We start from the raw sequence: 22,833 nt of genomic DNA on the forward strand, positions 1-22,833 counted from the left end.
CCGGATAGAAGGCTGCGCTCGGAGGAAGCATGCAGGAGCTGATCGGTTCGTTGGACGCATTGAAATCAACCGACCCTGAAACCTACGAGGCTATCGTCGCCGAGGAGCAGCGGCAACGGGACAAGTTGCTGTTGATCGCCTCGGAAAATTTCGCCAGCCCCGCCGTCTTGGCCGCCCAGGGCAGCGTGATGACGAATAAGTATGCCGAAGGGTATCCCGGCAAGCGCTATTACGGCGGTTGCCAGCATGTCGATACGGTTGAAAGCCTCGCCATCGAACGCGCGAAACAGATCTTCGGCGCCGAGCACGTCAACGTGCAGCCGCATTCGGGATCGCAGGCCAATATGGCTGCGTACCTGTCCGTGCTCAAGCCGGGCGACACGATTCTGGGATTGGACCTTGCCCAGGGCGGACACCTCACCCACGGCAGCAAGGTGAATTTCTCCGGCATCATCTTCCGTGCGTTTTCGTATGGCGTCGATCGCCAGACCGAAACCATCGATTACGCGGCGGTTCAGAAGATCGCCGAGGAATGCCGGCCCCGTATGTTGGTGGTGGGCGCCAGCGCCTACGCCCGCACCCTCGACTTCCCCAAGTTTCAGGCCATCGCCAAGTCGGTGGGCGCGTATCTCCTGGTCGATATCGCACACATTGCCGGATTGATCGCGGCCGGTTTGCATCCCAATCCTGTCCCCTACGCGGATTTCGTCACCACCACGACGCATAAGACGCTGCGTGGCCCACGCGGTGGCGTGACGATGTGCAAGGCCGAATATGCCAAGGCCGTCGATAAGATTATTTTCCCGGGCCTGCAAGGCGGCCCCCTCATGCATGTGATTGCCGCTAAAGCCGTTGCATTCAAAGAAGCGCTGTCGCCGGCGTTCAAACGGTACCAGCAACAGGTGCTCGCCAACGCGCGCACCTTGGCGCAGGGCCTCGTCGACCGTGGCTATAAAATTGTGTCGGGGGGAACCGATACCCACCTGATGCTGGTCAACCTCACCAACAAAGGCATCACGGGGAAAGAAGCTGATGCGGCATTGGACGCGTCTGGCATCATCGTGAACAAGAACGCTATCCCGTACGATGAAAAACCGCCGGCCACGGCCAGCGGCATCCGGATCGGCAGCCCCATCGTCTCGACGCGCGGCATGCGCGAAGCGGAGATGCGTGAGATCGTGGCGCTCATCGATCGTGTGTTGCAGCATCCCCAGGATCAGCAGGTGCAGGCCGAGGTGCGGGCGCAAGCAAAAACGTTGTGCAATCGTTTTCCCATCTTTCATGCCTACGATTCGTCTCCCGCTTAGGCAGGACGTTCGCCCGTGAAGTGTCCTTTCTGCGACGATGTCGAGGACAAAGTCGTCGATTCGCGGATGGCCAAAGAAGGCGAGGTCATCCGGCGGCGGCGCGAATGCCTGTCGTGTAAACGCCGGTACACCACCTACGAACGGGTCGAAGAAACCATGCCCGCCGTCGTAAAAAAGGACGGACGACGGGAGCCGTTTGATCGGAGCAAGATCGTGTCCGGGCTCAAGAAAGCCTGCGAAAAACGCCCGATCAGTACCGCGACCATCGAAACCGTCACCGATCGCATCGAAAAGCGCATCCAGGATTTAGGTGAAACCGAGATCGTGAGCACCGCCGTCGGTGAGGAAGTCATGAGAGAACTGTCTCAACTCGACCAGGTCGCCTATGTTCGATTCGCCTCCGTGTATCGGGAATTTAAAGACATCGACCAGTTCATGGACGAGATCAAATCCCTGGCCCAGCAGCGCCGGGAGCGTTAAGCCCTCCCCTTCTCTTCGCTGTTTCGGATCAGTCCGCTCGGTGTAGGTCTCGGCAGGATGGGCACCAACAGAGGAAAGGTTTGCGCCCTCCCGATAGGTTCTGACCTCATGGCAACAACCAAAGTCACCCGAAATCGACGAACAGCCAAGCGGCCAAGCAGGCGCCGATCGCCCGGGGCCACACACGTGGTCATCATCGGCGCAGGCCGCGGCGGCACCGCCTTGATGGAAATTTTTGCCAACGATCCATTGGTCCGTATCGTCGGCGTGGCAGACATCAGCGATCAGGCACCAGGCCTCGGCCTCGCCAAACGGCTGCACATCAGGGTGACGCGCAACTATCGCCAACTGCTGAAAATGGGACCGGTCGATCTGGTCATCGATGTGTCAGGCAACCCCGAGGTCGGCGAATACCTTCAAGATATCCGCCGCATGGGTGTCTCGGTCATCGGTGGCGCCAGCGCCAAGTTCATGTGGCAGTTGATCGAGGCGCGCATCCGCGCCACGGCCGACATCGAAAAAGCCTTGAATAAGTACCAGTCGCTCTACCGCTTGTACGTCAAAGAAACCGGCGCGGCGGTGACGGAGGAACGGACGCGTATTGCCTGCGAAATTCACGACGGGTTGGTGCAGAGCCTCGCCGGCGTGAACTTCAAGCTGGAACTCTCTCAAGAGCTGCTTCGGAAAAATCCCAAAGCCAGTCTCGCTACGATCCGTGAATCCAAAGCGCAGTTGAAACTGGCCATCCAGGAGGCCAGACAGGTTATCTTCAACCTGCGTCCGCTCCACTACGACAAAATGGAGCTCATCCCGGCATTGACGAACTATCTCAAGTCCTACGAAACCCAATACCATATCAAGACGGCCTTTTCCGTGACCGGAGACGAAACAATCCTGTTCCCGCGGACTAAGATCTTTCTGTTCCGGATCGTCCAAGAGGCGCTGAGTAACGTGCAAAAGCACGCCAAGGCCGGCCGGGTGTCGGTGCAACTCGATATCCGGCTTGATCTGTTGCAAGTGACCATTTCCGACAACGGGATCGGATTCGACATGGATGCGGTCCTTCGCGATCCCGAAAAGTGGGATCACTTCGGCATTCGTGGCATCCTGGAGCGCGCACGACTGGTGGGCGGGGAAGCCACGATCGACTCGAAGAAAGGGCGCGGCACGCGCATCGTGTTGCGAATCCCACTAGCCGACAAGGAGACGATTCGTCATGGAAAAAATTAAGGTCCTGATCGCTGATGATCACCGCGTGGTGCGCGAAGGCCTGGCGGCCATCCTCAAAACCAAAGACGACATCAACGTGGTGGGCGAAGCGCAAGACGGCGTGGAAGCCGTGGAGAAAACCAAAACCCTCATGCCGGACGTCATTCTCATGGATGTGAGTATGCCCCGCATGGGCGGCATCGAAGCCACCCGACAAATCAAGCGGGAGTTTCCTCACATGGGCATCGTAGCGCTGACGATGTACGAAGAGCAGCAATACATCTTCGATCTCGTGCGTGCCGGCGCCACCGGGTATCTGCTCAAAGACTCTGAATCCTCACAAATCGTGGCGGCCATCCGGGCCATCTACAGGGGCGAGTCGCTCATTCATCCGTCGGTCGCCAGTAAGATCCTGGCCGAGTTCTCCCTCATGTCCCAGAAGAAGGGCAAGAAACCGGCTTGGGTTGAACACGATTTGACCGAACGCGAAATCACGGTCCTGCGCCTCGTCGCGGACGGGAAGACCAACAAAGAAATCGCCAACAACCTGGATCTCAGCGAGAAGACGGTTAAAAACCACGTCCGCAATATCTTTCACAAACTGCAGGTGTATGACCGGACCCAGGCCGCGATTCTGGCCATTCGCAAAGGGCTGATCGAACTGGAGCCGAGACCCTGACGGAGGCGGTGCCACCAAGCCAGAGCCCTGGCAAGGATCTCGATGCTGATGCCGGGATACACAGTTCCCGCTCGACACTAGCCGGATACAATCAGTTAACTCATTGAAAACCAAACACTTCCGTGCCTCGCGTCCTCCAGCAAAAGATACAATTGTGTGAATTTCACCACAGTGAGCATTTTCAACCATCGAGCTAAACTCAATATATATCAATACATTACGATTGAGTTTATGCTTGGCACAAGCATTGCTCATATGGGAGTACACATTACGGAGGAGGCACCGTGCGGTTTCAGCAAACGATCGGATCACCAGTTTCATGTTCGGGCGTCGGGCTCCACTCAGGCCAACCGGTCACGCTGACACTCCGCCCAGCTCCCCCCAATACCGGCATCGTGTTTGTCTATCGCAACGGATCGGAGGAAACCCTCCTTCCGGCTGCAGTCTCGAATAAAGTACCGACCGAGCTCTGCACGGCCATCAGCGTCAACGGCCGTCAAGTGAAGACCATCGAACACCTCCTGTCGGCTTTGGTCGGCATGGAAGTCGATAACGTGTACGCAGAAGTCGATGCAGGGGAAGTCCCCGTGCTGGATGGCAGCGCAAGCCCCTTCGTGCGATTGATTCGCACGGCTGGCGTAATCCCCCAGACCCGTCGCCAATCGTATGTGAAAATCACGCAACCCATTGAAGTTGTTGATGGGGCACGCCGAGTCAGGATCGAGCCGTCTTCCACACCGAAGATTACGTACTCCATTCACTACGATCATCCATTAATCCAAACCCAGTCCTACACCTATACCTGTTCCGCCTCGGCTTTTGAGCAGGACATCGCCACAGCTCGCACGTTCGGCTTTTTGCACGAAGTCGAAGCCCTGTGGGCCAGAGGACTCGGAAAAGGCGGAACACTGGACAACACCGTAATTCTGTCCAAAGACGGTGTCGTGAATGAATCGGGCCTCCGCTTCCAGAACGAGTTCGTCCGACACAAGGTCCTGGACTTGATCGGCGATATCGCGTTGCTCGGTTTCCCGTTCATCGGCCATATCATTGCGGAACGATCAGGCCATGCCATGCACACCAGACTCGTTGAGCAAATCCTGGCTCAGCGCGACAAATGGGCCCTCATCACCGGGGAACATGCAGTCGCGGCACCCGAATCCCGCCCGTCGATCGGGCTCCTTCGCCCCGCGCCATCCCTCGCAATCTAACCGCTGCTTCCCACGCACCTCATACGCGGTACACGCCCATGCCTATGTCCATAAGGCCATGGCCGCTTTTAGGCATAAAAAAACGCCGGAGGTAAGTGGCCTTACCCCCGGCGTGTAAATCCTGGTGGGACTTACTTCTTCTTCGCTGCCTTCTTCGCTGGTTTCTTCGCTGCCTTCTTCGTTGCCAAGACTCTCACCTCCCTTCACACATTTAGAGTTGATATGAACTTCTTCCGCCCGCTTACACTACTGCCGTTAACTCCTGGGTCATCACCGCAAACGTGTTCGGTCCGACTTTCTGGAATCGCTTATCCCGCTTCAATGAAGTCGCCACAGACGTCAATGGTGTCTTGCCCTTGATCTGCAAACCGCCCTCCAGCAGGCGCTGCAAAAGCTCCTTGGCATGCATCGGCCGGCTGGCTTCGCGGAGAATCTGATAGGCAGCCTCCGGGACGCTCTTTCCGACATACTTGCTTTTGCCGAGCAGGATTTCGCGCGATTGGTCCGTAACATCGGTCACGGGGAGCGGCCGAATACCCTTTTCATCGGTAATAATCTGGCTGGAGAGGCTTGCCAGCTTGGCCTTGTCGGCTTCAACGCGATACAGCGTTTCCGCCAGCTCCAAGTACTTCTTGATCATCGCGATTTCGTCGTCGAGCCGACGCCGCTTTTTCTCAAGCTCCTGGTAGCGATTCCGATAGGCGCTGATCCGCTGCTCTAGGCCCACCAGAATGTCGGTCAATTCTTCCACAAGCAAGTCCTCAATAAAGCATACTTGCTTTATAGCAAGTGATTCATTTTCTGTCAAGTGATTCAAAATAACTATTTGATCGCATTCTCCGCGTGCACAAGCCGAATGCATACAATGCCTAGCCAAGCCTTGCCATACAAGAACAAGCTATTAGCATATTGTTATTTTTCAACGTGTTACGGTGAATTGCCAGATTAAGGAGAAGTCCTAGGCGGAACCTGGAGGCGAGTCATGCTAGGATGCAGAATCTATGCAGACATCGAAGCGTCCTTCTTCAGAAGACCGCACCTTGTTTCTTGCGACCGCGATTAGAGCAGCGGAAGCGGCCGGAACCGTGCTCCTGGAACATGCCCGCTCCGGATTTCGGATCGACTATAAGGCAGCCATCAATCTTGTGACGGATGCGGATCGAGGCGCCGAAGAAAGCATCGTGCGCACCATTCTTTCCGCCCACCCGTCCCACCGGATCCTTGCGGAGGAACGCGGGGAAGACGGGGCCACAGACTCGCCCTATCGATGGATTATCGATCCCCTGGACGGCACCACCAACTTCGCCCATGGCTTCCCGTTTTACTCCGTCTCGATCGGCCTGGAATGTGACGGGGAATGCATCGTGGGTGTCGTGCTGGACCCGGTTCGCGGTGAGTTATTCACCGCTGTTTTGGGACAGGGCGCGTACCTGAACGGCGAACGCCTTCGCGTGTCGACGATTGAGACGCTCGAATACTCGCTGCTGGTCACCGGCTTCGCATACAACATCCGTGAGACCACCAACAATAATCTCGACCACTTTTCCCGCATCTCACTTCGCGCACAGGGCGTGCGCCGCACCGGTTCAGCCGCATTGGATCTCAGCTATGTCGCGGCCGGCCGATTTGACGGATACTGGGAAGTGAAACTGAGTCCATGGGACATGGCCGCCGGTGTTGTGATTCTCCGGGAGGCCGGGGGTGTGGTGTCGGGCTTCAGCAGGGACCGATTTTCATTGTACGGACAGGAGCTTGTCGCCACCAACGGGCGCATTCACGAACACTTGCTTCGCGCCATCAACCAGCACCCCGATCCTCACTGATCAGCATCGATTCCAGCCGGCGACTCTCGAGCAACTCATCTCCGACGGCGGACACCACACGCCGCCGGCCGTCCCATGTACAGCGCAATCTTCGATGCGGTATCATGCCGCTCTCACCTGTCAGACTGAAGGAGCGCACGCACCATGGCAAGCCAAGTCCCTCCGCAGAAACCAGTCACCTCGGCGGCGAATCCGCAGGATGTCTGGGACGTCGAACTCTTACATGTCCACGTGTCACGCAAAGGACAACTCGTCAATGCCGAGTGGGCGCTGCATCCTCAGATTAAGGCAGACTTGAGTGCCGAAGAATGGAAAGAGCTCGGCGAGCTGATGAGCAAAGTCACCACCATCGTCGGACACCGTTTTTCTCAGGCCCTCGGCGAGACCGATCCCACCCCGCCGGGTAACGCCTGACGATCGGGCACTGAAAAACCGCTGATCGCTCGCCGACGTCATATCGGGTCCGGAGCGAACCACACCTACTCACCCTGCGAGGCTATCCATGGACTGCTATTACCACTCGAAAGATCTCGGCAAATTCGGAGACATGGGGAAAGGCAACCCGGTCTTGTGGGAAAAGTTCATGAGTTATTACAGCGCCGTCTTCGCGGAAGGGGCGCTCACGGAACGGGAAAAGGCGCTGATCGCGCTCGGCGTGGCCCATGCCGTGCAATGCCCGTACTGCATCGATGCATACACACAGGCCTGCCTGGAAAAGGGATCGAATACCGAAGAAATGACCGAAGCGGTCCACGTGGCCTGCGCCATTCGCGGTGGCGCATCACTCGTGCACGGGGTACAGATGCGAAACGTCGCTGAGAAGCTGTCCATGTAGGGGAGGGGAGAAAACCGAAGAGGTCGCAGAATCCGCTCAGTGGTAGGGGTGCTCGGGGATCGCCAGCGTAAAATACTTCCCGCGCTCTTCGTACAGAATACGACGACTCGTTAAGATGCCCAGCGCCTCTGTCAGCTCATCTTCCGAACATACCCTGTCACGCGTTGCGTCGTTCAGCGCTGCGCGAATCTGATCCCGACTTTTCGCAGCCTCGTTGCAGGCCTCGATGATGCCCGCCGCCGGCCAGTCGTACCGTTGCCTCGTGGGCATTTGTGGATTACGACCATCGTAGATCGTGACATACTCCATGGCCTTGGAGTAATACAAAAACGGCCGGTCGCTGCTGCGCGCCAGCCGCTGCCATTCCTCCACCAAACCGGTCAATTCCTGATAGACATGGGGATCCACCGGCCAGTCGTCGAGTTCATACTCGAAATCATAGGCGATCTTGCGCAGATCGACGCGCGCCGCATCATACACATACTCATAGGCTGTCCCCGGACCCGTGATGCGCACGCCGTACTCATGCGGTCTCGTAAAGTAGGGACTGAACCGTTGCAACCAGAACTTCCCGGTCGCTTCCGGCGCCTGCAAATGGAACAGGGACGGCAGAAGATCGATCTGCCGCCGATAGTCTTCATTCGTCTCGCCGGGAAAGCCGAGCAGAATATTCCAGGATACCGACACTCGGTAGTAACAACTCCACTTGAGGCAAATGATGTTCTGCATGGGCGTTACGCCCTTGTCCATCGCTTTCAACTGCGAGAGACTGAGGCTTTCCAAGCCGGGCTGCATGCACTTCACGCCCCCCACGGCCAGCGTCCGGATCTGGCTCTTCTGCAGATTGCTCTTGGTTTCGATAAACACATCCAGATCGCAGTGCTCGGCGGCAAACCGGCCGAACAGGTTCTCGACATATTTCATATCGATGATGTTGTCCACCAGCCGGAACCGTGTCGTATCGTAGCGACTCGACAGATACGCCATCTCGCGAGCGACCTGTTCAGACGACTTCGCCCGGAATTTCATGCTCTGCGCATTCAGCCCGCAGAAGGTGCAATGGTGCTTCTCGCCCCACCAACAACCGCGTGAGCCCTCATACAACAGAATACGATCCAGCCCGCGCGACGCCTCGGTGCCGAGCTCGGCCAGCAGGTGATAGTAGTCGTCGTAGTCCGGCGGGCCGGTCTGCGCGAACTCCGTAAAGAGCGCAGTATTCGGCTCACATCGAATGTCGCCCTGCTCCCGATACGTCACGCCTTTCGGGCAGGGTCCGTTCGATCCGCTCAAGATATGGGTCACCAATGCGGGGAATGTCACCTCACCTTCACCCACGACTACATGGTCGATGAACGGAAAGGCGCGAAAATATTCCAGCCCCATCTCGCCGTCATAGTTGGCGCCACCGAACACGATCTTCACGTCCGGATACAAATCCTTGATGAGCTTCGCCATCGTCAGGCTGGCCACGTTTTGATCAAACGTGGACGTGAACCCCACGATCTTGTACTGGCCCCAATCGATGCCGGTCATGGCTCCGGTCAGGAATTGCGGCGCGGTCCGCGTGGCCATCTCCTCGAAGAACGAAATCGGCTGGCCGCTCTCCCGGGCAATCTGCTCAAACACCGGCTTGAACACCCGCGGATACTCAGCCCGTTTGGGGTTGTCGCGAAACAGCAGATAGGAGAAGAGCCACTCGCCGAACAGCGCGCGTTTCTCGCAAATCGATTCGTAGAGAGGAATCCCGATCTTGTGCGCGAATCGCACATTGAGGTGATGGCAATCGACCCCGATACCCTTCGCTTTCAACAGCGCCGACAGCGTGCCCAACTGGATGGAGGGATACTTCGAAAAGCTGAAGGGCATGTTGACGAGCGCCACCTGGGCCTGAGAGCTACTCATAAGATCCCCAATCCAGCCGGCACAAGGCGGGGGCCAAACCCGGATAAGTCAGGGACATCGTCACGAGACAGTCGAGACCGAAGCTCGCCGCGGGCGCCCGCAGAGAGGACGACGCAGGCGTATTCACCGCGATCCGTCGAGGAGGTCGAACGAGAACGTCCGCGCCGAGCGAGAGGATCGGCTGTCGCAGTAGATGCGCCATGACTTCTCCTGGTTAGGTCCCCGCCCGGAACGGTTCAAACTCTCGATCCGCTTTGGCAGCCAGGTAAAAATCGCTCTCCGTGAGCCCATTGATTTTGTGCGTCCAAATCTCCACCTTGCACTTGCCCCAGGCCACGTACAGATCCGGATGATGCCCCTCGGCCTCGGCCACTGCGCCGACCTTGTTCGCAAAGGCCAGCGACTGCGCAAAATCCTTGAATGTATACAGCCGCTCGAGATGGCCTTGGGCGTTCAACGCCCACCCACGCCCCAACTCTTGCAACAAGGTCTGTGTACGATCGGCGGGGAGGGGAGGGACTCCGCCTCGACAGGGAATACATTTATTGTCGGCCAGACTCATGACATCTCCTTCGCAGACGGTGACAGCCCTTGGTCGTTTCAAGCAGAGGCTATTCTACGAGTTGCCCGTTCGGTCCCGCAACCGCCCTATCGCCCTGACGGTTGCGCGACCCTGCGTTCATCCATCACGGCATGCCCCCGTTCGAAAAAGAGCCCTCGATTGATGTCGCCCAGGCTGACCATCCCGACCAATGTCCCCTTTTCGACCACCGGAATCCGGCGAAAATTCTTCAGGCCCATATAGGACGCGGCCTCAAGCACCGGGGTCCGTGGCGTCACCGTCAGCGGATTCAGGCTCATGACCTCCTCGACTCGTTGAGTGAGGACATCCGCGTACCCTTCCTCCATCTCGACAAAATCCCGGCTGTGCACATTGTCATGAATATATTCGCCGTAATTGGGATAGAGCGGAATCAAAACATCGCGCAACGTCACCATGCCGATCAAGAGCTCGCCGTCCTCGACGACCGGAATGGCACCGCAATGACGACTCAGCATCTTGGTGACCACGCTACGGACCGACTCATTTCTCCTGGCCGTGACCACCCCGGTAGACATGACATCCTGGACAAGCATGGCAGCCTCCTTTCACACAGGGCGACTCGTAGAGGAGTCACCGGAAGGGGAATGTATTCTGCATCATCACTCGCTCTGATCCATGCCACCTCCGACCACATCATCCGATCATGACAGAACCGGGACCGGGTCTGCCCTTCACCATCATACCAACTCACCGGAGAATGGGCCCCTCGGCGTTCTTTGCAGACTTATGCGAAATATGGTAGGGAAGTGGGGTTCGAAAAGAAAGCCCCTCCCTGCAACCGGTCGACGCAGGATCGGGGAGGGCCCTCTCCCAGGGCATCTCACGCGAGGTCGCTATCGCCACCGTCCTTCGCATCGGTCATCGGGGAGCCGCCGGCCACGCCCCCGAGAACACCCTCGCCGCTATTTGGAAAGCCCGCTCGTTTCACGCAGATCTCATCGAAATCGATCTCCGCGCAACCAGCGACGGTCATCTTGTATTGCTGCACGACGACACCATCGACCGCACCACCAACAAGAGCGGACACGTGTCCGAGATGTCGCTCGAGCAGATACAACGGCTCGATGCGGGGAACTGGCAGCGTGTCCCCACGCTGGAGGAAGCCTTGGACGTGGCGGGGCGCGCCGTCGGGATGATTCTCGAACTCAAAGTGGAGGGAATCGGCAACGAGGCCTGCGCGATCGTCAAGCGCACCGGCTTCCCCGGACCGTTGATCTACGCGTCGTTTCTGATGCCGGAGCTGCAGCGCGTACGGCACACCGATCCCGACGCGAAGATCATGGTCTTGCAGCACCGCCGGCTGCCGCCGGACCCTGTGGCGGATGTCGTCGCGTTGGATGCCTCCCATGTCGGGCTCCACTTTTCGACGGTCACACCCATCTTGCTGCAGACGTACCACAACCTCGGACGACAGGTCTTCGTGTACACCGTGAATGAACCGCAGGACATCCAACGCATGCGCAACCTGGGCGTGGACGGCATCATTTCCGACTTTCCGGACCGCATCTGAACTCGGCACAGAGCAGATGGCTGATGGCCTATGGCTCGGAAAGAGAACGGCCCCGTCACTGTTCTGGGCGATAAGCCATTTGCTATTGGCTCTTAAGATGCACGGAGCTTCACCACGATCTGCTGGGCAGCGACGCTATTCGGCACCACGATATGGCGGTCATCGACCGTCTTCACCAAAATATAGCCCATGGTCATCTCATCGATCACGCCGGTTTCGAGTCCGGTCGGTGCAGACAGTTGCACACGATTGCCCCCTCGAAGGGCTGATAGAACAGCAAGGCGAAGCCGGACAACCAAGTTGCTGAGGGTGGTCTGCGCCGCCAAACCGAAGAGGATCGACGCCACACCGGCACTCGCCAGCAACGCCGTCCCCACGGAGTGCAGTTGTGGGATCGCGTTGAAGTAGAGAATGACCGCCAGGGTATAGACCACCACTTGCCCCAACCTGATCAGCAGCGTCGATGCCGCCGGATCGCTCAGAAGATACGCCACCCGGCGCACGCCCAACCGGATCATACGAGCGAGGACCCAGGCAATCAGGATACATAAGAACGCGTAAAACGCAGCCCGACCAAAGTGGCAGGATTGATGAAATCTCCACGAACAAATACGTCAAGAAAAGACATAGGGACCTCCCATGGCACGGCACGTGATCAGAACCAGCAACTCTTGGGACTGTATGCCATGGAAGAAGGAAGGAACAAGGGCGGAAGACCGGGTCGCATAAAAAGCCACGGGCGACCCTACACTGCGGTGGGAGGTCGCCCGTGGATGGCGCTTGGGACGCCGAATGTCGATTATGTTGTCGGAGACACAGGACCCGGTCGAGAAGACGGGGTATCAGGATGTCCGTCGGGGGATAGTCTATCCCAGGAAACTTGTGTGCCTCGTGTTTGAATCGAATCCTTCTCTTTTTCGGTGGCTGTTATCCGGTTATCGGATAGTGCCGAGAGGCACAAGCCAGCGAAGGATCGTCAAACCCGACCGACGATCAGCCCACCCTCTACTCTGCGGGCCGTTCTAGTCCGGTGGCGTAAGTTCTTCCATCTGTGAACCTCCCCGGTTGAGGAGTGGCGAGGTTTCCCGAACAGGCGCGCACTGTCCATCGCCTCGTCACGGTTAACACAGCCCTTGGAATACACGATTCCCTATTACGCTCCTTAGAAAATCCTGTCAATAGGAAAATCGGCCCTAGTCATATTTCTTGATCCGATTCCGATAGGTCGGTTCGGGATTCTCGTTACGGCAAGGGCCCCTGCTTGGACAGGAGCCCCTGGGTGGCGCTTAGGACGCCGAATGTTGTCTGTGATGTAGCGGCCCGTGAAGACCCGCCGAGTCGAACAAGAGGGAAGAACATCTCGCCGGAGAACAACAGCCTGTCATCAACAGGCGACGTGTGGATACCGACATCAGTTCTCCGCTTAGGGGCATGACGCGATGATGGTGATCGGTGCGTCTTCGATGCCGCGAGGCATAGCCGAGAGAGAACTGTCCGGAAGCCCCGGCGAGCTGCTCGCCTTCAATCCGGCAGGCCGTACGGGCCAGGTGGAGTCGTATCGTTCATCGTCCACCCTCCTTTCCGTTGCGGGACTCAGTGGGAGATCTAGACGGCAGCCGCGCGGTCTGTCCGGTCTCCCAGCTACCACGATGGAATCGGGCCGCAAATCCTATCTACGCTCCTCGAAAAATTCTGTCAATACAGGGTGTCGTTGATATTCCGGTGAGGACCCGACCGCCCCCGTCACTCGAGGCCGGCAACTTGCAGCCTTACCGGTCCGCCGGTGACCGCCCCTCCTGCATCGCGTCGCCGGACTGCTGCCTGATCACGGCCATGTCCTGTTTCTTGTAGTCGGCGGGAGGGAGGAACAACGCATCGTCGAGGCTCTTCTTTTCGATGGTCACAACCTCCCAGCGAGCCTCCTCATTCCCCTTGGCATCACGATCCACACCCTTGATCGGAAACCCGCCGTCCTTGAACAGCTCACGCATCCACCCCGGCAGCAACGAACCACCTCCCGCTTGCGCGCTCATCATCCCGAGCATGGCCGCATTCCCGATCCCCCTCGCGATACAGAGCTCGCCGGTGCTGCCGTCCGACTTGTCTTTCGTGTGATAGATCTCGCACGAATACCCCGCGGCCTGGTCGCGTTTTCCAGTCTTCGCGACCACGACATCCTCCGACCTGTCCGGTGCAGCCTTCGACGTCTCCCCCGTGGGGATCTCCATATAAATCTTTTCGTCGTGCTGAAGGCCGTACATCACCTTCTTCTTCGCATCGAAGATCATGGCGCCCTTGTCCGTATCCGGACCCATTTCTTCAAACCGCAGCTTGTCGCCCTTCAGAAACCACTGCTGCTGCATGGTGATCCCGTCGCTCGTCTCATTCAGGAGCATGAGGCCCTCAAAATCACTCGCCGACGCGACTGCCGCAACAGCCGTCAGCAGGACGCCTCCCGCCAAACCCAGCATGACCGTACGCATGTCGCTCTCCTTTCAGTCCGGATGCGCGGAGCTACTGCCCGCCTTGCGGTTGTACCTGCTGTTTTTTCATCGCCTCGCCGAGCTGCTTCATGATCTCTTGCATATCCGGTTGCTGCTCGGCCTCACCGGCCGGCTCACCCGCACCGCGGCGCGCGGCTTTGCGCGTTTTCATGTCCTCCAGCATCTTGGAAAGATCCGCCTTACCCTGCCCCTGTTGCTCACGCATCGCCTTCATCCGTTCCTGCATCGCCGACATGTCCTGCTTCGCCCAGTCAGCCGGGAAGGCAAAGAGGCCGGCATCCAAACTCTTTTTGTCGATGCTGGTCACTTCCATGCGCATGGACTCCTTGCCCGCTTCGTCATACTGAATACTCCGGATGGCGAAGCCTCCCTCTTCGGCAAGTTGCTTCATCCAGCCGGGCCGCGAAGATCGCCGCCCATCCTTCTGATCAGCCCAGAACGTCGCGGCTTTTCCGAATCCCTTGGCCACACAGACGTGGCTCTTCAGTCGATGCTGTTCCTTGTCGGTGATGCGCCAGATCTCGCAGGAATATCCCGCGATCGTCTCGGTCTTGCCCGTCCGCTCGACGGCCTGATTTTCGAACGCCTGCGCAAGATGCTCCCCACGCTCGCCCGCCAAGCTGAATTCCATATAAGACTTCTGCCCGGGCATCGCCATCTGCATCGTTCTGGTCGTGGCGTCGAAGATCATGACGCTCGTGCGCCCTTCGCCGCGAGACATTTCCATGCGGCCCTTGTCACCCTTGAGATACCAGTCCATCGCGCTCTTCATGCCGGTGTCCGCGTGACTGGTCGTCATGCGGAGCACACCTTCAAACTCACCGGCGCCGGCAGAGAATGGAGCGAGACTCAAGGCAACGGTCGCGACAACAATCGGCCATCTTCTCTGCATGATTCAGACTCCTGGTTAGACGAGCGCCTGCAACACAAGTTGCAGTGTAGCCGAGTGTAGTGGCCCGAACCAGCCGGGACCGGCCGGGCCTGCCTATGCGAGCAACCACGCCCTAGACAATCTTCAGCGTATTGAAATTCACCCCCTTCGGAGCCGGAGGGGTCGAGAGCTTCATCGCAGTCAGCGCTTGAACGACCAGTTCCGCCACCACGAGATTACGATACCATTTTCGATTGGCCGGCACGACGTACCAGGGGGCCTGTTCGGTGCTGGTCGCCGCGATCACCTCTTCGAACGCCGTCATATACTCGCCCCACAATTTGCGCTCTTCCAGATCCCCGGAATTCCATTTCCACCGCTTTTCAGGATCGTGAATGCGGGCTTCCAGGCGGGCCTTCTGTTCGTCTTTTGAAATATGGAGGAAAAATTTCAGAATGGCCGTCCCGTTCTCGGCAAGGAGTTCCTCGAATTCCTTGATCTGATTGAATCGGCGCTTCGCCACCTTGTCCGAGACCCAGCCATGCACCCGTGTAATCAACACGTCTTCATAATGCGAGCGGTTGAAGATTCCGATCTGGCCTTTGGGAGGCGCTTTCTGGTGCACACGCCAGAGGAAGTCATGGGACAACTCTTCGTCGGAGGGTGGTTTAAACGATACCACCTTGCAGCCTTGCGGGTTGACCCCGGACATCACGTGCTTGATCGTGCTGTCCTTACCGCTGGTGTCCATACCCTGCAGCACGATCAACAGGGCGCGCGAGCCGTTGGCATAAAGACGTTCCTGCAATTGATCGAGTGTCGCAATGAGTTCGTCCGCCGCCGCCTTGGCCTTGGCTTTCCCATCCTCATTCTTCTTGTACGCCCCGGTGTCATCGGGATCGAACCGTTTTAATGCCAGGCGGCAGCCGGGCTCGATGCGATAGGCCTTCATGTCATCCTTCTCCACAATAGTGCCTCCCTCCACTGACCACGACCAGCGCGTCTCTGCACGATCTCTTGATGAAACAGCTGCCTGCACGCCGTCATGGCGAGCGACTCTATCGGCGATGAAACGAGTCGCATCCAGGACTCGAATTAAATTTCTTCCCGCGCTCCATTGATTGAAACGGACGCGGCCTTATGTGATAAGACATGACCTTATTCCCACATCAAGGAGGCGTCAGTCATGCTCAAGGAAGTGACCGGAGACATCCTCTTATCCACCGCAGGCGCGATCGCACACGGCATTGCCCCCCACGACAATTTTAAGCAGGGCTTAGCCTTGTCACTTCGTGAGCAGTGGCCCGGCATGTACAAAGATTTTCGCCACTATTGCCAAACCTACAATCCCAAACCGGGCGGCGCCTGGTCCTGGAAAGGACCGAATTCGCCGGTCATCATCAACCTGTTTACGCAAGAGCCGCCGGCCAGCGATCAGGATCGTCCCGGCAAGGCCACCTTGCCTAACGTCAACCATGCGCTCCAGGCGTTGAAGAAGGAACTGCAGGAGCATCAGGTGAAGAGCCTGGCGTTACCTCGATTGGCAACGGGAGTCGGCGGACTGGAATGGGAAAAGGTCTATCCCTTGCTCCAGCAGGCCTTGAAAGACCTGAATATTCCTGTGTACGTCTACGGTCAGTACAAAAAAGGGGTGACGGCGCAGGAAGCTTAGGCCGATAGGGTCCGGCTTCGCGCCCGGACGAGATACTGCAGCAAGAGTCCGATCTGCGACTGCCGCGCAAGATACCATTGTGCGGCAGACGCAGCCTTCTTCCCGATGCGCACCGTGACGATGCGCTCATCCGGCAGCGAAAACACGTCCTCATCGGTATCGTCATCGCCGACGTACAGGGCACCGGAACTCTTCAGCTGGTGCATCAATTCCAACATCGCAGACCCCTTATGGAGATTGCCGGAGGGGATGGCATTCACCACGGCTTTCCCCAACACGAGCCTTGGCGCAGGCGCCAACATCGACACGGTATGAAAGATCGCCTCCCGCGCAACCTGCGGTGAGCAAGCCTGCCGATAGTGAAACGTGACCGAATAGGTTTTGTCCTCCACCACCACGCCCGCTCGCGTCAGATTGCGCTCGTCCTTGGAGATCGTCTTGAGCCAGGCGCGACAACAATCTTGAGCCTGGTGCATGACGCGTTCCGACGCATGCAACCCTTCGAGCCCATGATTGCCGATGAGATGGGCGGGAATGCCGTCCACGCGCGGACTGAGGTCGGCAAGTGAGCGTCCCGAAATGACCGCCGTCGGCGCCGTCACTGCCAGGGCATGCAAGGCATCACGAATGGGGTGGGTGAGAACGGCGGCGTGCCGGTCCTGAACGATGCGCGCCAGTGTGCCGTCGAAATCGAAGGCAAACAACGCCTCGGCCTGACCGGCCAGCCGATCGAGGACACGCTTGCCTGCAGTGCTGAGCACGTCCTGCATCGGTGCGATTACCGCCCCCGTCCCGAAGCTTGTCCCACTTGCTTCATCACGCGGATACGGCGCCGCATGCGGGCCGCATCCATCAGCATACGACCGGCCCACCGGTACACATTAAACTCCTGAATCAGTCCGCGCATGCTGCGCATACGGGCGCGCTGCTCCTTCGGGGTCATGGAGAGCGCCATGTGCAACGCCGCCGCGCACTGGTCGATATCGTAGGGATTCACCACCAACGCTTCCGGCAGCTCCTGCGCCGCTCCGGTGAACTGGCTGAGGATCAGCACACCTTGTTCGTCGTCGCGGGCCGCGATAAATTCCTTCGCCACCAGATTCATGCCGTCATGCAGACTCGTGACAAAGCAGAGCTCGGAGGCCCGGTAATACTCATACACATCCGGCGGCTCGTGATGCTTCACCTTCAACACGATCGGTTCATACCCTTCGCGCCCGAACCGCTTATTGATGCGCTCAGCCAGCGCATACACCTGATCGTGGAAATGCTGGTACTGGTCGATGATCGTCCGACTCGGTGCCGCGATCTGAATGAAGGAAAACTTGCCGACCCACTCGGGCTGCAGCTCGAACAATCGTTCCACGGCGAGAAATCGCTCGATGATGCCCTTGGTGTAGTCCAAGCGGTCGACGCCGATCCCGACCAGCCGATCCGGGCCCATCGCATGACGCTCACGAATGTGCACCCGGCAGTCCGGCACCGGCCGTTGGTTCTCCAACCAGCGCGACGGCCACTCGATTGAAATCGGGTAGGGATTCACCGCCGTGAGGCGCCCGCCGTAGGACACGGTGGAGCTGTCGCGGTCGATGCGCGCCTCCAGGATGCGATCGATGCAGGACAGGAAATGGTTGCCATGCTCACGGGTGTGGAACCCGACGATGCTGCTGCCGAGCAAACCTTCCAGAATTTCCTGCCGCCAGGGGCAGATGCCGTAACTCTCGGAATTGGGCCAGGGAATATGCCAGAACATAATGATGGTGGCGTTCGGCAGCTTCTCACGCACCATCTTCGGGAGCAGCGCAAAGTGGTAATCCTGTACGAGGATCACCGGATCATCCGTCTTGGCCTCTTCCACCACCGCCTTCGCGAACCGCTCGTTGACGGCCACATACTGTTCCCAGTCGGAAGTCCTGAACGTCGGACGGACATGCGCATTGTGGCATAAGGGCCAGAGGCCCTCGTTGGAGAACCCGTAATAAAACCCGGATTCTTCGTCGGGCGACAACCAGATGCGGCGAATGTCGTAGGAAGGATGGTCCGGCGGTACCCGTACGTGGTCGCGGCTATCCACGACTTCCCGGTCCGCTGAACCGTTTCCGTGAGCGATCCACACGCCCGAACAAGCCCGCATCACCGGCTCGAGTGCGGACACCAGCCCGCTGGCAGGCACTTGCACCTCGATTTTCTGCCCGCGTCGATTGTGGATGTAGGGCTGACGATTGGAGACAATCAGAATCTCGTCGCCCGAGAGATGCTCATGCAGAATGGTTTTGAGGCTGGCCGGGCTCCAGGTGATCTGGCTTTCATCGCGCATCCGGCGATCGGCTTCCAATTCCCGCACCAGCGCATGGAGATCTTGCGCCACCGGATGCAGTTCGGACGAATGGGCTCCGGCGGATTCAGGCGGCAACCCTTTGCTGGTCAACATGGCCCGCACTCCCGCCACCCAACCTCGCCAACTGAGCTGCGCGACGAGCACGGTCACCGCGGAAATCAGCCCTGCGAGTCCGACGAACAGATAAAAGATGTACCACTTCGTATCGGTGCTGCGCTGGTGCACAAAACTCATATCGTGGACCAACATCAGGCGGCCCTGAACTTTCCCCCCCGACTGAATGGTCGCCACCACCACGTGCAGCGGGCCCTGCGCAAACTCCACCACTTCCGATGAGCCCGGTGCCAGATGCGCCAGACTTTCGCAGGACAGCTGGTCGGGATAGGTCAGCGTCTGGTAGAGCAGGCGCTGCTGCGTATCGCAGAAACCCAGCGCATAGAGCCGCTCATCCTGAATGACTTTGTGAAAGTAGGCGAAGATCTTGGTGCGTGAACGCGAAACGACCAGGTCCGCCAACGGCACTTCCATCGTGCTGGCCAGTAATTTGGATCGGCTTTCGAGGTCGCGCGTGAACCACTTCAGCGTGAGCGAATCGACGAGGGGCACGACGCTATACGCCACGACTCCCAAAACCAGCAAGAGGGGAAGGATAAACCGGAGGGACAGCCGCATTTTTGCTCCTGCAGTTTACTTTGAGACGAAAATCTCTTATGGTCGGGGGCATGTACCCCTACGGACTCATCGGCAATTGCCACGTCTCCGCCCATATTCATGAAAGCGGGTCTGTGGACTGGCTCTGTCTGCCGAGACCGGATAGCGACCCGGTCTTCGGTCGAATCCTCGATCCGGAGGGAGGGCACTTTTCCATATCAAGCCCTACCAGCTCCGCTCAAGTCAAGACAACGCAACGCTACCTTCCTAATACAAATATCCTGGTGACGGAGGTGTCCACGTCAAAGGGCGACACCTTCAGGATCACAGACTTCTGCCCGCGCTTCGAACAGTACGGCCGCGTCTATCGTCCCGCCGCTCTCTTTCGAATCGTCGAACCGCTGGCCGGCACCCCTTCGATCCGCGTGAGTTGCCGCCCGGTCACGGGATGGGGGAAAGAATATGCCCGCGGCATGCGCGGCAACAGCCACGTCCGGTATGACATCCGCGGGGAGTACCTCCGGTTGTTGACCAACATGCCCCTGACCTACTTGTACGAGGAACGCCCCTTCGCCCTCACCGAGAAAACGTACTTTGCGCTCACCTGGGGCCTGGGCATCGAAGACGATCTCGCCAAGGTCAGTCACGAGTTCCTCGACCAGACGACCCGCTACTGGCGCATGTGGGTGAAACATTGCTCGATCCCGGTGCTGCACCAGGAAGAAGTCATTCGCTCCGCCCTCGCGCTCAAGCTCCATTGTTATGAAGACACGGGCGCCATTCTCGCCGCGTTGACCACCAGCCTCCCGGAAGAACCGGGCGGCCCGCGGAATTGGGACTATCGGTACTGCTGGCTGCGCGACGCCTATTTTTCTCTGACCGCCTTCCACAATCTCGGGCACTTCGAAGAGATGGAAGGGTTTCTCAAGTTCCTGCTCAACATCGCCTACACGCATGAACATTCGCGGGAACGACTCGCGCCCGTGTATACGCTCAGCCAGGATCTCCCGCTGCCGGAAACCGAACACCGGAACTGGGCCGGCTTCTGCGGCAGCGCGCCGGTGCGCAATCACAATCAGGCCGCCGAACATATCCAAAACGATGTCTACGGCGAACTGGTCCTCGCACTGACGCCGATCTTCTCCGACAATCGTTTCTACGATCTGCGGACCAAAGATCAGGAACAACTCGTCGCCAACCTGGCCCGACTCTGCGATCGAACCATCGCCCAACCGGATGCAGGATTGTGGGAGATTCGCAACGGCTGGCAGGAACATTCCTTTTCGAATCTGATGTGTTGGGCCGGGCTCGATCGGGCTCACCGCATGCACAAGGCGGGATTTCTCCCCTCGTTGACGCTCGACCTCGACGCGGCGCGCGCACGGGCGGCACAGGCGCTGTTGAACGCCACGAAAGACGGCTCACTGCGCAACGGTCCCAAGGACGACACCTACGATGCCTCGTTGGCACAAGCGGCGATCCTCGGCTTTCCCAACCGCGACGTGTGCGAAACCACGATGCAGAGCATCGCGCGCGCGCTGGCCGTGCAAGCCGGCGGGAAAGAAACCGGCTTCTATTTCCGCTACCTGCGCACCGACGACTTCGGACGGCCGCAATCCAGCTTCGTCATCTGTTCCTTCTGGGTCGTCCAAGGACTCGCGCGACTGGGGCGAATGGCTGAAGCGCAGCAGATTATGGCCCAGGTCCTCACCGGCGCAAACCATCTGGGGCTCTTCTCCGAACATTTCGTCCCCGAAACCCGCACTCAGCTTGGAAACTTTCCACAAGCCTATTCCCACGTCGGTCTGATCAACGCCGCCTTCGCCGTCAGTCCCTCCTGGACGACGGTGCTCTAACTCTCACGCCTGTGCAGTCCGACGGCCGCCTCTGCCCCGTACAACAGTGCCGCGCCGACAGTGCGCGCCGACCGAGACGACATCCGGCACAATCGAAATCTCTGGTCTGAGGATCTAACTCGAACCCCGGAGCCGTGCGACAAGCCCCGGGGCGAAGGAGAGGGTAACGCGGCGTAAGCCGGGTAAGCACAGACTACTGGGCGGGGCCGACGACGCGGATGGTGCCGGGCTCGATCTTCATGCCCCCCGGATCGGCTGATTTCATGCGGGCATTGTAGCTGATGACAATAGGCTTGCTGAAACACAAGCTTGCACTTTTGCTCGGGTCTAATTCCTTCAACTCGCTCACCCCTCCCATCATGCCGGAGAAGCCGCGATCGCAAGACAACATCTCTGCATTCAGGCCGGGAATATCGATGAGCACGGGGAGCGTCCGATGGTTCACCCAGCGTATTTCGTCACCGACATGTACGGTCAGATCCGCCGGCGCCAGACTGCCCTCAAATTTGACCTCATGGATGATCGCCGTTCTCGAGGTCTGCGGCAGCCCCGCACAACCAGTCGCCAAAACCATTCCTGCTATCGCCACCCACGTTCCTCGCATATCGCCCCTCCTTCCTAAAACGATCGTACGTTTAGACTCTCAGAATCTGAGCGATCTATTCTTACTCTTTCGAACGCACCCTTTTTACTCTACCACGTTCCACGAGATCACTTCCAAGCTCGGGACTCAGTATTTTCGCGTGGACGCCTACCTGCATTAGTTGACTCGTGTCACCCGATTGGTATCGGTGTGGTGAAACAAGTCGCTCCGTCCCTTCATCTTCAGTTGCGTATCTTCGTGGTAGCTGAAACTGTCGGGGCCGTGCAGGGTCACCGTGAGTTCATACCGGACCGTCTTGAACTCGCGATCTAGAAACTTATTCGAACAGATGCCATACGTATCCGAGCCGACATCCGCCGAAATCTGAAACGACGTGGCGTCCGGCTCCACGGTTCCTCCGGCCAGCACCGTGACACCGCGCGGCACGATGAAACAGCGCAGCACCTGCTTCGCCGCCGCATCCCACAGCCAGTAGCCGGTTTCTTCATGAAACGGCGCCCCGTCGCTCAACCGCCAGGCCACGGTCGCATAACGAAGGCCATAGATCTGTTGTTCATGATTGTTGACCGGACCGAACGGCTCAAAGGTCAACCGCTCGCGATAGGCATTCTGTTCCGTGCCCCGGTTGTCATCAGGCGCCACATCGGCGCCCTTATCGCCTTCCCACACACCGGCCAACGCCGCCAACGGACCGAGATGCTTGATCAGATCGTCACCCATGTCGTCGTTCCTTTCATGCTGTGGCTTGTTCCATTGGAGTGGGAATCTACCTTCATC

The 22,833-nt window shown here is 58.4% G+C and carries 23 protein-coding genes; 11 read left to right on the top strand and 12 right to left on the bottom strand.

Annotated elements, in window-relative coordinates; genetic code table 11:
* Positions 1-50: 50 nt before the first annotated feature.
* The 5 genes from H8K11_01825 to H8K11_01845 all read left to right on the top strand — a co-directional run bounded on the left by H8K11_01825 (position 51) and on the right by H8K11_01845 (position 4,886).
* Positions 51-1,307, top strand: a complete 1,257-nt coding sequence (locus H8K11_01825; GenBank protein MCS6262467.1) for a serine hydroxymethyltransferase — start codon at positions 51-53, stop codon at positions 1,305-1,307.
* Between the two features lie 15 nt (positions 1,308-1,322).
* Positions 1,323-1,787, top strand: coding sequence for a transcriptional repressor NrdR (gene nrdR, locus H8K11_01830; protein MCS6262468.1), 465 nt, complete (start codon positions 1,323-1,325; stop codon positions 1,785-1,787).
* 108 nt (positions 1,788-1,895) lie between these two features.
* The gene (locus tag H8K11_01835) at positions 1,896-3,017 is read left to right on the top strand and encodes a hypothetical protein (protein ID MCS6262469.1); all 1,122 of its coding nucleotides are present in this window, start codon (positions 1,896-1,898) and stop codon (positions 3,015-3,017) included.
* The gene (locus H8K11_01840; protein MCS6262470.1) at positions 3,004-3,675 is read left to right on the top strand and encodes a response regulator transcription factor; all 672 of its coding nucleotides are present in this window, start codon (positions 3,004-3,006) and stop codon (positions 3,673-3,675) included. The genes H8K11_01835 and H8K11_01840 overlap by 14 nt, the downstream gene beginning before the upstream one ends.
* Before the next feature lie 284 nt (positions 3,676-3,959).
* Positions 3,960-4,886, top strand: a complete 927-nt coding sequence (locus H8K11_01845; protein MCS6262471.1) for a UDP-3-O-acyl-N-acetylglucosamine deacetylase — start codon at positions 3,960-3,962, stop codon at positions 4,884-4,886.
* Positions 4,887-5,127: 241 nt separating this feature from the next.
* Here H8K11_01845 and H8K11_01850 read toward each other — a convergent pair whose 3' ends face one another.
* Complete coding sequence (locus tag H8K11_01850) at positions 5,128-5,637, bottom strand: winged helix-turn-helix domain-containing protein (GenBank protein ID MCS6262472.1); 510 nt, start codon at positions 5,635-5,637, stop codon at positions 5,128-5,130.
* A gap of 250 nt (positions 5,638-5,887) precedes the next feature.
* On the opposite strand from H8K11_01850, the gene H8K11_01855 reads away from it, so the two are divergent.
* From H8K11_01855 to H8K11_01865, 3 genes are all read left to right on the top strand, one after another.
* Positions 5,888-6,709 carry an inositol monophosphatase gene (locus H8K11_01855; protein MCS6262473.1) on the top strand — a complete coding sequence of 274 codons (822 nt, stop codon included), beginning with the start codon at positions 5,888-5,890 and terminating at the stop codon, positions 6,707-6,709.
* Between the two features lie 144 nt (positions 6,710-6,853).
* Positions 6,854-7,123 (top strand): hypothetical protein, encoded by a 270-nt coding sequence (locus tag H8K11_01860; protein MCS6262474.1) that lies wholly within the window; start codon positions 6,854-6,856, stop codon positions 7,121-7,123.
* 88 nt (positions 7,124-7,211) lie between these two features.
* Positions 7,212-7,544: a carboxymuconolactone decarboxylase family protein gene (locus tag H8K11_01865; GenBank protein MCS6262475.1), complete on the top strand. Its 333-nt coding sequence runs from the start codon at positions 7,212-7,214 to the stop codon at positions 7,542-7,544.
* Positions 7,545-7,580: 36 nt separating this feature from the next.
* On the opposite strand, the gene H8K11_01870 is transcribed toward H8K11_01865, so the two are convergent.
* From H8K11_01870 to H8K11_01880, 3 genes are all read right to left on the bottom strand, one after another.
* Positions 7,581-9,446 carry a RiPP maturation radical SAM protein 1 gene (locus tag H8K11_01870; protein MCS6262476.1) on the bottom strand — a complete coding sequence of 622 codons (1,866 nt, stop codon included), beginning with the start codon at positions 9,444-9,446 and terminating at the stop codon, positions 7,581-7,583.
* Between the two features lie 214 nt (positions 9,447-9,660).
* Positions 9,661-10,008 carry a 4a-hydroxytetrahydrobiopterin dehydratase gene (locus H8K11_01875; protein MCS6262477.1) on the bottom strand — a complete coding sequence of 116 codons (348 nt, stop codon included), beginning with the start codon at positions 10,006-10,008 and terminating at the stop codon, positions 9,661-9,663.
* Between the two features lie 86 nt (positions 10,009-10,094).
* Entirely contained in the window at positions 10,095-10,583 is a 489-nt protein-coding gene (locus H8K11_01880) for a CBS domain-containing protein (protein MCS6262478.1), read from the bottom strand.
* Between the two features lie 239 nt (positions 10,584-10,822).
* On the opposite strand from H8K11_01880, the gene H8K11_01885 reads away from it, so the two are divergent.
* On the top strand, positions 10,823-11,560 hold the full coding sequence (locus H8K11_01885; protein ID MCS6262479.1) for a glycerophosphoryl diester phosphodiesterase: 738 nt from the start codon (positions 10,823-10,825) through the stop codon (positions 11,558-11,560).
* A gap of 92 nt (positions 11,561-11,652) precedes the next feature.
* Here the strand turns inward: H8K11_01885 and H8K11_01890 are convergent, their stop codons facing one another.
* From H8K11_01890 to H8K11_01905, 4 genes are all read right to left on the bottom strand, one after another.
* Positions 11,653-12,078 carry a mechanosensitive ion channel family protein gene (locus tag H8K11_01890; GenBank protein ID MCS6262480.1) on the bottom strand — a complete coding sequence of 142 codons (426 nt, stop codon included), beginning with the start codon at positions 12,076-12,078 and terminating at the stop codon, positions 11,653-11,655.
* Between the two features lie 1,251 nt (positions 12,079-13,329).
* The gene (locus H8K11_01895) at positions 13,330-14,043 is read right to left on the bottom strand and encodes a DUF4412 domain-containing protein (GenBank protein MCS6262481.1); all 714 of its coding nucleotides are present in this window, start codon (positions 14,041-14,043) and stop codon (positions 13,330-13,332) included.
* Between the two features lie 31 nt (positions 14,044-14,074).
* On the bottom strand, positions 14,075-14,956 hold the full coding sequence (locus H8K11_01900; GenBank protein ID MCS6262482.1) for a DUF4412 domain-containing protein: 882 nt from the start codon (positions 14,954-14,956) through the stop codon (positions 14,075-14,077).
* 112 nt (positions 14,957-15,068) lie between these two features.
* A complete protein-coding gene (locus H8K11_01905) occupies positions 15,069-15,887 on the bottom strand; it encodes a polyphosphate kinase 2 family protein (protein ID MCS6262483.1) in 819 nt (272 codons plus the stop codon).
* A gap of 234 nt (positions 15,888-16,121) precedes the next feature.
* Here H8K11_01905 and H8K11_01910 point away from each other — a divergent pair, with 234 nt between their 5' ends.
* On the top strand, positions 16,122-16,607 hold the full coding sequence (locus tag H8K11_01910) for a macro domain-containing protein (protein MCS6262484.1): 486 nt from the start codon (positions 16,122-16,124) through the stop codon (positions 16,605-16,607).
* Here the strand turns inward: H8K11_01910 and otsB are convergent.
* Together otsB and H8K11_01920 are read right to left on the bottom strand one after the other, a co-directional pair.
* Positions 16,604-17,368, bottom strand: coding sequence for a trehalose-phosphatase (gene otsB, locus H8K11_01915; protein MCS6262485.1), 765 nt, complete (start codon positions 17,366-17,368; stop codon positions 16,604-16,606). The genes H8K11_01910 and otsB overlap by 4 nt on opposite strands.
* Before the next feature lie 17 nt (positions 17,369-17,385).
* Positions 17,386-19,617 (bottom strand): trehalose-6-phosphate synthase, encoded by a 2,232-nt coding sequence (locus H8K11_01920; protein ID MCS6262486.1) that lies wholly within the window; start codon positions 19,615-19,617, stop codon positions 17,386-17,388.
* 38 nt (positions 19,618-19,655) lie between these two features.
* Here H8K11_01920 and H8K11_01925 point away from each other — a divergent pair, with 38 nt between their 5' ends.
* Positions 19,656-21,452: a glycoside hydrolase family 15 protein gene (locus H8K11_01925; protein MCS6262487.1), complete on the top strand. Its 1,797-nt coding sequence runs from the start codon at positions 19,656-19,658 to the stop codon at positions 21,450-21,452.
* Positions 21,453-21,645: 193 nt separating this feature from the next.
* Here H8K11_01925 and H8K11_01930 read toward each other — a convergent pair whose 3' ends face one another.
* Positions 21,646-22,056, bottom strand: coding sequence for a hypothetical protein (locus tag H8K11_01930; protein ID MCS6262488.1), 411 nt, complete (start codon positions 22,054-22,056; stop codon positions 21,646-21,648).
* Positions 22,057-22,212: 156 nt separating this feature from the next.
* Positions 22,213-22,776, bottom strand: a complete 564-nt coding sequence (locus tag H8K11_01935) for an FABP family protein (protein ID MCS6262489.1) — start codon at positions 22,774-22,776, stop codon at positions 22,213-22,215.
* Positions 22,777-22,833 lie beyond the last annotated feature (57 nt).

Origin of the sequence: Nitrospira sp. (genome assembly GCA_024998565.1) — a bacterium.
Classification (GTDB): Bacteria; Nitrospirota; Nitrospiria; order Nitrospirales; family Nitrospiraceae; genus Nitrospira_A.